The sequence below is a fragment of the Coprococcus sp. AM100_B19A genome, from assembly GCF_027662015.1.
Lineage (GTDB): Bacteria > Bacillota > Clostridia > Lachnospirales > Lachnospiraceae > Allocoprococcus > Allocoprococcus comes.
Genome location: NZ_JAQDKN010000016.1, coordinates 1 through 11,726 on the forward strand (window position 1 = coordinate 1; position 11,726 = coordinate 11,726).

General features: G+C 41.8%; 8 protein-coding genes. 6 read left to right on the forward strand and 2 right to left on the reverse strand.

Annotated features, from left to right (window positions below):
* Nucleotides 1-186 precede the first annotated feature (186 nt).
* Both PGQ33_RS13640 and PGQ33_RS13645 read right to left on the reverse strand, forming a co-directional pair.
* Entirely contained in the window at nucleotides 187-2,166 is a 1,980-nt protein-coding gene (locus tag PGQ33_RS13640; protein ID WP_195255445.1) for an ABC transporter ATP-binding protein, read from the reverse strand.
* On the reverse strand, nucleotides 2,163-3,926 hold the full coding sequence (locus PGQ33_RS13645; protein ID WP_270205900.1) for an ABC transporter ATP-binding protein: 1,764 nt from the start codon (nucleotides 3,924-3,926) through the stop codon (nucleotides 2,163-2,165). The genes PGQ33_RS13640 and PGQ33_RS13645 overlap by 4 nt, the downstream gene beginning before the upstream one ends.
* Nucleotides 3,927-4,129: 203 nt before the next feature.
* Here PGQ33_RS13645 and PGQ33_RS13650 point away from each other — a divergent pair, with 203 nt between their 5' ends.
* From PGQ33_RS13650 to PGQ33_RS13675, 6 genes are all read left to right on the forward strand, one after another.
* Nucleotides 4,130-5,494 carry an MATE family efflux transporter gene (locus PGQ33_RS13650; RefSeq protein ID WP_055248143.1) on the forward strand — a complete coding sequence of 455 codons (1,365 nt, stop codon included), beginning with the start codon at nucleotides 4,130-4,132 and terminating at the stop codon, nucleotides 5,492-5,494.
* Between the two features lie 87 nt (nucleotides 5,495-5,581).
* Nucleotides 5,582-6,106 (forward strand): spore maturation protein, encoded by a 525-nt coding sequence (locus tag PGQ33_RS13655; RefSeq protein ID WP_008374123.1) that lies wholly within the window; start codon nucleotides 5,582-5,584, stop codon nucleotides 6,104-6,106.
* 308 nt (nucleotides 6,107-6,414) lie between these two features.
* A complete protein-coding gene (locus PGQ33_RS13660) occupies nucleotides 6,415-8,403 on the forward strand; it encodes a glycoside hydrolase family 31 protein (RefSeq protein WP_270205901.1) in 1,989 nt (662 codons plus the stop codon).
* A gap of 95 nt (nucleotides 8,404-8,498) precedes the next feature.
* Complete coding sequence (locus PGQ33_RS13665) at nucleotides 8,499-9,851, forward strand: ABC transporter substrate-binding protein (protein ID WP_270205902.1); 1,353 nt, start codon at nucleotides 8,499-8,501, stop codon at nucleotides 9,849-9,851.
* Nucleotides 9,852-9,958: 107 nt separating this feature from the next.
* Complete coding sequence (locus tag PGQ33_RS13670; protein ID WP_270205903.1) at nucleotides 9,959-10,870, forward strand: carbohydrate ABC transporter permease; 912 nt, start codon at nucleotides 9,959-9,961, stop codon at nucleotides 10,868-10,870.
* A 15-nt stretch (nucleotides 10,871-10,885) separates the two neighbouring features.
* The gene (locus tag PGQ33_RS13675) at nucleotides 10,886-11,719 is read left to right on the forward strand and encodes a carbohydrate ABC transporter permease (protein ID WP_270205904.1); all 834 of its coding nucleotides are present in this window, start codon (nucleotides 10,886-10,888) and stop codon (nucleotides 11,717-11,719) included.
* Nucleotides 11,720-11,726: the final 7 nt, after the last annotated feature.

An 11,726-nucleotide genomic window follows, 5' to 3' on the forward strand; every position in this document is an offset into this window, starting at 1 on the left:
CCGAACGGTACGCACGGTGGTGTGAGAGGACGGCGGTTAGTCACCGCCTCCTACTTGATCTTGGAATCATGCTTTCCACGCACATACCCAAGACTGTAAAAAGTCGCACACAGTGAAATAGCACCTTGAACTTATGGTAACAAACATAAAGAAGAAAATCAATATAAAATAAAATGACAGAATTGTCTAATCCATCAACTGCAATTCATACAATTTTTTATACAACCCATCCTTCGCCAGCAGCTCCTGATGGGTTCCGGATTCTTTTATTTCTCCGTGATGCATCACAATAATTTTATCTGCATGCTGGATCGTAGAAAGCCGGTGTGCGACCATGATCGTAGTTCTTCCATCCATCAGCCGTGCAAGTGCCTGTGTGATCAGTGTTTCGGTTTCTGTATCGATGTTGGCAGTTGCTTCATCGAGAACAAGGATCTTCGGATCATAAGCAAGTGTCCGTGCGAAGGACAAAAGCTGGCGCTGCCCGGCAGATAGAGTACTTCCGCGTTCTGTAACCGGTTCATCATATCCGTGCGGCAGTTTCTGAATAAATGGATCTGCATTTACAATTTCGGCAGCCCGTCTGACATCGTCCGGTGAGATTGCTTCATTATTCAGCGAGATATTACTTTTGATGTCTCCGGTGAAGATGAAGACATCCTGCTGAACCTGACCAATCGCACCGCGGAGTACATCCAGATCAATTTCATGAATATCAATACCATCAATCAGGATCTGTCCCTTCTGAATATCAAAATATCTTCCGATCAGATTTAAAATTGTAGATTTTCCTGCTCCGGTAGCGCCGACAAAAGCAGCCTTTTCACCCGGATGGATTACAAAACTTACATCTTTTAAAATATAATTTTCCTCTTCGTAGGCAAACCAGACATGGCGGAATTCAATTTCACCAAGAATATTGACCGGAGCCGGATCGGCCGGAGATACGATCTCTGGTTTTACATCAAGAACACTGAAAATCTTTTCTGCGGAAGCAATGGAAGACTGCAGGGTTCCAAGCTGTTCGGAAAGCTCCTGGATTGGCTCAAAAAAGGAGCTGATGTAGGTGATAAATACGAACAGGGTTCCGAGAGAAAGACTTCCATTTAACACAGAAAGGCTTCCGGTACGAATAACAAGGATCATGGCAATGACCGAAACCAGATAGATTGAAGGCCGGAAGATCGCGAAAGTCATGATTTCGCGGAAATTGGCACGGTACAGTTCCATAGATTTGCCTTCAAATTCACTGTATTTCTCTTTTTCGCGTGCAAAGATCTGGATCAGCTTCATACCGGAAATATGTTCGGACAGGAAGGTGTTCAGCTCTGTGATTTTATTTCTTGTGATCTGGTAAGCTTTTCTGGAGAGATGCCGGAAAACAAAAGTCAGGATTGCAACCAGAGGTAAAAGCAGGAAGGATATACCTGCCATTTTCACATTAATTGAGAGCATGACAACAGCGTAACCAATAATCTTAACAACGTTTTTAAAAAGTTTCACAAGAATGGTGGAAAACAGTTCGTTGACTGCTTCAGTATCGTTAGATACACGTGTTACGAGCTTGCCAACCGGTGTTATATTGAAAAAAGAAAGTGACAGGCTGTGTATATGTGTAAATGTTTCTTCACGCAGTTTGTACACGATCTGCTGCCCCATCTTCTGTAAAAGCCAGGTGTCGGCAAGGTTCAGGAAAAATCCGCTAAAAAGCAACAGAAGAAACAGGATTCCGGCTTTTAAGATCCCCTTAAAATCATTTTGTCTTAAAACCTTCAGATCATTGGAAGTAAGCTTCTGTGCACCTTCTCTGACATAATTTTTTAAAACAGATGTATCGGCATTTTGTAGTGCAGTACATTCAGCGCGGGTGAGATTTTCTGCCATGTAATAGTGATCCTTCCAGAGAAAAATCTGATAAAAGGAAGCAGAATCCGCCTTAGATACTGCCTGGTCGCGCGATAGTACAAGACCGTTCCAGTTTACAGCGTCCGAAGCGGAAACGTCGGCTTCTACATACGGATGATAATAACCGTTGATATACTGGTCGATTGCATTTCCGATGATGATCGGGCGGTAAAGTTCCACAGCAATGATAAAGAGAACCAGGACAGTTGCCAGGGTCATTACCCATTTATGCGGTTTTAGATAACTTAAAAGTCGTTTCATCTTATGACTACCTCCTGTTCTCCAATGGAAGCTTCCAACTGTTGCTTTTCAAACATATCTTTATAAATACCATTTTTCTGAATCAGTTCGGTGTGTGTTCCAAGCTCTTTCATTTCCCCGTTTTCAAGTACCATGATCAGATCGGCATGCTGTACTGTGGAAATGCGGTGTGCGATCAGGATCGTTGTTTTCCCTTTACGATCGTCCCTGAGATTATGCAGGATATGTTCTTCCGTATCGGTGTCGACAGCGGAAAGGGAGTCATCAAGAATCAGGATCGGCGCATTTTTCATCAGGGCGCGGGCGATGGAGCTGCGCTGTTTCTGACCGCCGGAAAGCGTAACGCCACGTTCGCCGACGATCGTATCATAGTTGTCAGGAAAATTTGCAATATTATCGTGAATGCAGGCTGATTTTGCTGCGGCGATAATACGGCTCATATCCTGTGACTTTGTGCCGAATGCAATATTTGCTTTCAGAGTATCGGAAAAAAGAAAATTATCCTGTGGTACATAAGCAATATTTTCACGCAGAGTTTTCAGCGGAATTGTGTTGATATCATGGTTATCCAGATAAATCATGCCTGGCTCGGTGTTGTAAAGCCGGAGCAGAAGATTGACCAGAGTGGATTTTCCGTTGCCGGTGCGCCCGATGATGGCAAGGGTTGTCCCGGATGGGATGTCCAGATTGATATCATGCAGTACCGGAGAAGTATTTCCAAGGTGTGCAAATGTCAGGTGGTTAAAACGGATATCCCCGTGCAGGGTGTCTAAAGTCGTGACAGAAGCAGTATCTTTTACATTTGTCTGTGCTTCCAGGATTTCCTGTACACGGCGGATAGATGCAGTTCCCTGGGAAAACATGACGGCAGCTTCCGAACAGGCGAGCATCGGCCATACCAGCATATTGACATACTGATTGAAAGCTACGAAGCGTCCGAGTGTAATCTGTCCGATCAGGGCGAGGTATCCCCCATAAAGGAGTGAGGCAAGACTGGAAAATCCGATGATCACATCCAGAAGCGGGATCAGGATGGCTTCCAGCTTTGCGATGCGCATACTTTTATCCATGGTGTCCTGGTTCTTTTTGGAAAAAGAAAGGATTTCTGCCTGCTTGCGAACAAAGGCCTTGATCACACGGATCCCGGAGAAGCTTTCCTGTACAAAGTCGGCAAGATTGGAAACACTGTCCTGACGTTCGGTGTAGAGGTTATCCAGTACCTTTCCGTAATGCATATAGCCGAGGCAGATGATGACCATCGGGATCAGTGCCAGAAGGGTTAGTTTTATATTGACATAATACATCATCTGGCAGACGACCAGGAGCGTCATGACTACGGAATCAAAGATGCAGATGACAGCAGGGCCAAGTGCCATGCGGACCGCATTTAAGTCACTGGTAAACCGGGTCATCAGATCACCTGTTTTGTGGCTGTTGTAGTATTCCACATCCATAGTTTCTAGATGGGAAAACATTTCATTACGCAGTTCACGCTCGATAATACGTGCGGTTCCAAAAAGAAAATAACGCCACAAAAAACGGCCGACTGCAAGCAGAAGACCAATCAGAAAGATCCCAAGAAGACAGGTACGAATGGAACTCCAGGTAATGCTGCGCGCGGTAAGACCATCGGTAATGATACCGGTAAGTTTGGGAATAAATACACTTGCCGCATCTACAGCAAAAAGAGTAAGGATTCCGGCAATATAGCGATATTTGTATCGTCTGACATATTGCATGATAAAGGGCAGTGGTTTCATATCAATGCCTCCTGAAAATGATAATTTTTTTCTATATAAAATATTATAGAGGATAGAATCTGGGGTGTCAAAGATTCCGTCAAATAAACGGGAAATACTTTGTGAAACAGGGGGAATTTCGTGAAAACGACAATTGCAATTTAAGATACATTTTTCTATAATGACGAGAGGTAAAATGTTAATAAGATAAACAGAGGGAATATATGAAAACATTACAGAAAGATTTGACGACCGGGAATCCGGGAAAAATTATTTTTAATTTCACACTGCCGATCTTCATTGGAAATGTATTTCAGCAGTTCTACAGTATGGCAGATACGATTATCGTAGGAAAGTTCGTGGGAACCAAAGCACTTGCGGCTGTTGGAAGTACGGGAACGATCATGTTTCTGATCAATGGATTTATTCTGGGAATGACGGCAGGATTTACCGTACTTACGGCACAGAAATTTGGCGCGGGTGATATGAAAGCAATGCGCAAGACTGTAGGAAATGCCGCGATTCTGGCGATTATTATGTCTCTTATTATGACTGTGCTCGGAATGATGGCAATGAAACCGCTTCTTGGGATTATGAAGACACCGGATGATATTTTCAAGGATGCCTATGCGTATATTATGGTAATCTGTGGTGGAATTGCGGCGCAGATGTTATATAACTTTTTATCCAGTGTCTTGCGGGCACTTGGTAACAGCAAGGTTCCGCTATATTTCCTGATTCTTGCGGCGTTGCTCAACATTGTGCTGGATATGGTATTTATCATTGCATTTCACATGGGCGCAGCCGGTGCGGCATGGGCGACTGTGATTTCACAGGGGATTTCGGGAATCCTGTGTCTGGTATATATTGTGAAGGCGGTTCCAATCCTGCATTTACATAAAGAGGACTGGCGTCCGAGCGGACATCTGCTAAAGATCCAGCTTGCAGTCGGAATCCCGATGGCTCTTCAATATTCGATCACAGCGATCGGAACCATGATGGTACAGACTGCCCTGAATTTGCTTGGCTCCACACAGGTAGCGGCATTTACCGCAGCGAATAAGATCGAGCAGATCGTGACGCAGGCATATGTTGCGATGGGAACCACGATGGCAACCTATTGCGCACAGAATATTGGAGCGGGTAAGATCAAAAGGATCCGTCAGGGATTTAAGTCAATTACGATCATGGGAAGTATCTATTCAGTCGTAGTTGCGGCGATCATTATGACGGTTGGGAAATATATGACGTATCTGTTCCTGTCTGGGGATTTGACAGAAATTATGCATTCCGTGGATATTTACCTGAAATGCGTCGGTACTTTCTTTATTCCGCTTACCGTTGTAAATGTTTACCGGAATGGAATCCAGGGAATGGGATATGGACTGCTCCCGATGATGGCTGGTGTGGCTGAGTTGGTTGGCAGGGGCGTTGTTGCCATGATCGCGGCAGGGCAGAAGAGTTACTTTGGAGTATGCATGGCAAGTCCGGCGGCATGGATCCTGGCAAGTGCGTTGCTGATCGTGATGTATTATTATGTGATCCATCAGAATGAGAAGCGGTTTGCGAAGTATGCGGATGAGGAATAGAAAAGTTTTCTTTATAAAGCAAACGGAATGAATATCAGCTCCGGCGAATATACTTTTTAGTAAAGTGGTTCGCCAGGAGCTGTTTTTATGCGCCTTTTTTTATACATATCTGACTTTATAGTCCCTTTTATGATTTTGTCCATTCTTATATATGGAATTTTTGCAGGAGTGAATGTATATGATACTTTTATTCAGGGAGCAAAGCGGGGATTTTGGACGGTCGTGCGGCTGATGCCGACGTTGATCGGATTGATGGCGGCAGTGGGGATTTTGCGTGCATCGGGTTTTCTGGAATTTATATCGGAAATAATTGGAAATGTGACGGAGCAGATTGGATTTCCAGGGGCATTGGTTCCACTTACGATTGTGAAAATGTTTTCGTCCTCTGCCGCAACGGGATTATTGCTTGATATCTATAAGGAATTTGGAACGGATTCGAGAAACGGAATGATCGCTTCAATTTCGATGGCGTGTACGGAAACGATTTTCTATACGATGTCTGTGTATTTTATGTCAGCAAAGGTGAAAAAAACCAGGTATACTCTTGCCGGAGCACTTATTGCAACATTTGCAGGGCTTGCAGCGAGTGTGTGGCTGGCAGCACTTGTATAAATAAAGTGCTAAATAGTTAATGGAAAATATGCACATGTTGTACGCTTAAAAAAGTAAAGTTATGTGATAAAATCACAAGAAGTTGTACGGTTAACAAACGATAAGTTGTACATAACACACAATAAATTTAACCATATTTCACAATAGATGTGCAAATTTCTTGACAAAGCATGTCGAAATATGTAGAATATAGTCTATAGATGGTTCGTACATGTACCTGATATACAAATTACAGAGTTGTATACATTGTAATTTGGAAGTCACCTTATGGAACAGCTAGAGTAGAGGAATGAAAGCGGGAGGAAAAGATGGTCAGGACTGCACAGAACAAGATTTTCATTTTCCGAGAAGGAGAAAAGGTTCAGATTGAAGCATATGGAGAGCATATTATTCGGGTAAGAGCTTCAAAAGGAGAAATCGAAAATCTTAATTGGACTTTATTACCGCCAAAAGAAGATCGGGCAAGTGTAAGTGAAGAAGGGGACAATGTTGTACTGGAGAATGGGGGAATCCGTGCTGTTGTCAGTAGCGATGGAAAGATTTCTTTTAAGAATCAGGCGGGTGAAGTATTATTTGAAGAACTCTGGAGAAATGAGAGGGATATAGATGCCAGAGTTTTAAGAGGACATGTTGGAGGATCCAGTCATATCGAACTGCATTTACGACAGTATGCAGGGGAACATTTTTACGGACTGGGACAGGAAGCACATGATTTATTTGATCTGAAAGGTGCCACGTTGGATTTGTGTCAGCAGAATACGAAAAGCACAATTCCATTTGTGATGTCTTCGAGAGGATATGGATTTATTTGGAATAATCCGGCAATTGGACGAGTTGAGTTTGGAACATCGGGGACCAGATGGGTGGCCGAGTCAGCAAGACAGATGGATTATCTTGTAATTGCAGGAGATACACCGGGAGAGATTGAACATCGTTACTGTGAAGTGACGGGGTATGCACCAGAATTTCCGGAGTGGGCGACAGGACTTTGGCAGTCAAAGCTTCGCTATGAGACACAGAATGAGTTGATGGAAGTTGCCCGTGAATACAAGAAAAGAGGAATTACTCCTTCTATTATTGTATGTGACTATTTTCATTGGCCACAACAGGGAGAATGGAAATTTGATAAAAAATACTGGCCAGAACCAGAAAAGATGGTGAAAGAACTGAATGAGATGGGAATTCGTCTATTGGTTTCTATCTGGCCGACAGTTGATCCAAGAAGTGAGAATTTTATTGAGATGAGAGATCAGAACATGCTGATTCGCTCAGAAAGAGGACCTGGAACTTTAATGTATTGCAGGGGACCGGAGACCTACTACGATCCGACAAATCCAGAAGCAAGAAAGTTTGTTTGGAACAAGGCAAAAGAGAATTATTACAATCTTGGAATCCGAAATTTTTGGCTGGATGAGGCAGAACCGGAAATCACACCGTATGATTATGATAATCTCCGTTATTGGATTGGCAACGGAATGGAAGTCAGTAGTTTATATCCTTTTTATTATGCAAAGACGTTCTATGATGGACAGAAGGAAGAAGGACAGGATGAAATCGTGAATCTGATTCGGTGTGCATTCCTTGGAAGCCAGAGATTCGGAACGGTATTATGGTCTGGTGATATTTGTTCTGATTTTGACAGTTTGAGAAGACAGATCAAGACAGGACTTCATGTGGCGATTAGTGGAATCCCATGGTGGACAACCGATATCGGTGGATTTCATGGAGGAGATCCAAATTCAGAAGAGTATAGAGAGTGCCTGATCCGTTGGTTTCAGTTTGGGGCATTTTGCCCGGTATTCAGAATGCATGGATTCCGGTTTAAACCAGACAGACCAGTTGTATCCCCAATGAGTATGGACAGTTTCTGTTACTCAGGAGGACCAAATGAGATATGGAGCTATGGAGAAGAAGCATATGAGATACTTAAGAAGTATGTAGATATCCGTGAAAGCTTGAGACCATATATTTACCAGAATCTGAAGAAGGCATCAGAAGACGGAACACCGATCATGAGACCGTTGTTTTATGATTATCCAGATGAAGCGAATTATGAAATTTTCGATCAATATATGTTTGGACCGGATCTGATGGTCTGCCCGGTATATGAATTAAACCGGAGAGAGAGGAAAGTATATCTTCCAAAAGGAACTGAATGGATAGATTCACAAAATGGACAGATTTATGAAGGCGGACAATGGATCCAAGTTTTAGCACCACTTGAGTCTATTCCGATTTTCATACGAAAAGGAGCCAAAATCGACCAGACATTTTTTAGGAATGAGAAGGGTTATTAGTGTCGCGAAATCAGGCAGGTACCAGCCTGGATAATAGACACATAATAATGATAAAGCCGGTAAGTACCGGTGACAACAAGAAAGGAGACAGACTTATGAAAAAGAAATTAAGAGGTACTGTTGTGCTGCTTACTACAGCGGCATTGGCTGCATCAACACTTGCAGGATGTGGAGGATCTGGCAAGAGTGATGACACAAAGAGTGCAGACAAGAAACCTACAGCTTCTGCTGAGGATACCAACTGGGAGGGAGCTAAAAAAGCAGCTGACTTAAGTGGTAAAGTTACTTACATGCATTCAGGTGATGATTATGAGCGTGAAATGTATGCCAACGTATTCAAAAACTATCAGGCATATGCACCGAATGTAGAAGTTGAACAGATGTATGTTCCTTCTGACTATTCAACAAAACTTCAGACACTGGCAGCAGCAGGAAATCTTCCGGATCTGTTCTGGACAAGTGAAGCTGGAGTTAAAAGCTACTATGAAGCTGGAATGTTAGCAGATATGAATGACGTTCTTGATGAATATCCACAGCTGACAGAAGATATTATTGATGGAGTTTTGGAATTTGGTAATATCGATGGCAAACAGGTTGCATTCCCGAAAGACTGGACATCCTATGTTATGTATCTGAATCTGGATCTTTTCAAAGAAGCAGGTGTTGATGTTCCGACAAATGACTGGACAGTGGAAGATTATGAAGATATTGCGGCAAAACTGACACAGAAAAACGGAGATCGTGTTGATGTGTATGGTACAGCCATTAACAATTATCGTGCAGACTGGATCAACTGGATGGGTAACTACGATGCAGAGTGGTTTAAAGATGGAAAATCAAACCTTTCTGATGCAAAATCTCTTGAAGGTTTAAGTGTAATGTATGACCTTGTACAGGATGGATCAGCTCCTTCACCAGGAACTGTATCTTCAACAGGTGACAGCGAAGACCGTCTCTTCGTTATCGGAAAAGTTGCCATGTATCCGTCAGGACGCTGGGTAGTTCCGTCATTCCGTACAGAATGTGATTTTGAATGGACAGCAGTAGAGATGCCGAAGGGAACAACTCGTACATGCCCATTTATCTGTAGTATGGTTTGTATTGCTGATTCAAGCAAAAACAAAGATATTGCAGCGAACCTTCTGTCTTATCAGATGAGTGATGAAGGACTTGCTACTGTTATGGAACAGGGACTTTCACTGCCGGTTTATAAAGATCTTATGAGTGATGATACTTATGTAAGTACTCCACCGGATGCTGATGCTTTCATCAATTCAGCAGCATACCTTGGAAATAAATCTCAGATCGAAGCTTGTCTTACAGGACAGTGGTCTGAGTACAGCAGTATCATCAGTGCAGGTCTGTCAGATGCATTCGAAGGTAAAACAACAATCGAAGAAGCAGTTAAGACTATTGACGAGCAAGCTAATACAACTGTATTCAAGTAAGATAACTAAAAAGGCCGGAGTACAAAAGCAAGGGGGGCTGCTTCAGTAGAGAGCAGAATGCGGCTGTACTACCGGCTTTAAAAAAGTAATCAGGAATGGAGAAGATTATGAAGAATACGAAATCATCCCGCAAAGGGCTTACTTTGAAACAAAAAGAAGCGGTGACTGGTTTAATTTTTATTTCGCTTCCGCTTTTGAGTCTGATAATTATGATGTATTATCCGATCATTCGTTCATTTTTTATCAGTTTCTTTGAGTGGAACCTGCTTCAGAAACCGAAGTTTATCGGAATAGAAAACTATAAGACGCTGATTCATGATGAAGTATTTAAACAGGCGCTTACAAATACTTTCAAATGGGTTATTATTTATGTGCCGATGTCAACGATTACTTCTTTCCTTTTAGCACTTCTTCTTGACAGAAAGTTAAAGGGAGCAGGATTTTTCAGAACATTATATTACCTCCCGGTAGTATGCCCGATCGTAGTAGTATCGCTTTTGTTTGTATGGATTTACAATACAGACTACGGTATTTTAAACTTTATTTTAAAAAATTTGTTCCACATGGATCCAATCGGCTGGCTGACAGATTCAAAATATTCATTGTTTGCAATTGCAATTATGTCAGTATGGAAATGGGCCGGTTATAATATGTTAATTTTTCTTTCAGCATTGCAGGGAATTGATGAATCTTTATATGAAGCCGCAGCAATCGACGGAATCACACCTTGGAGAAAGTTAATTGATATTAAAATTCCACTTGTTATGCCGTCTATTTATTTCGTAATGCTTACAGCAGTTATTGATGCATTCCAGATCTTTACTGAAATTTTCATCATGACAAAAGGTGGGCCAGGATATTCAACCTACACAGTATCATATTATCTCTGGTCTAACGCATTTGAATATTCTAAGATGGGATATGCCTGTGCTATGGCTGCCGTAATGTTTGTAATTATTTTGGCTATTACTTTAATTCAGAATAAAGTTATGAGTAAAAAAGTAGATTATGAGGCTTAAAGGAGGGCAAAAGACATGGTAAAGAAAAAAGGACATAAATTTTTTGCCTATTTAGGCGTTATATTAGTTGCCATCCTGGTTATTCTTCCATTTTTATGGATGGTAGTATCTGCTTTCAAAAGTCAGAGAGAATTGTTTGCGTATCCGCCAACATTTTTCCCAAAAGTATGGAAAGTAGAAAACTTTATTGAAGCTGCATCCCGAGGAAGTATCAGTTTCTGGCAGATGTTCCTCAATACAATGAAGATTGCAGTTCCATCAACAATATTTAATATTATTTTTTCATCACTTGCAGGATATGCTTTTGCAAGATTGAAATTTCCATTCAGAGATACAATTTTTATGTGTTTTATCGCAGCAATGATGGTTCCGTTTGCAATTACATTGATTCCAAGATTCTTAATGTTTAAAGACTTTGGCTTCTATGATACATATGTACCATTGATTGTTCCGGTTATGTTCGGTACACCGTTCTCCATTTTCCTGACCAGGCAGTTCTTTATGACTTTGCCGAAAGAACTTGAAGAGGCGGCAATCATGGATGGATGCAGTCATTTCAGAATCTGGGCACAGATTTTCATGCCACTTTGCAAACCAATTATTGCGACATTGTCAGTATTCCAGTTCCAGAGCTCATACAATGACTTCATGGGACCAGTTATTTATATTGCTTCAGATGCGAAATTTACGGTACAGATGGGATTATCTTCATTCAGAAATTCATTTACATCAAGATATGACTTAATCATGGCGGGATCTATTCTTGCACTTATTCCGGTAATGATCCTTTTTGTTTGTTGCCAGAAGTACATTGTACGTGGTATTGCCATGAGTGGAATGAAGGGATAAACTAAGA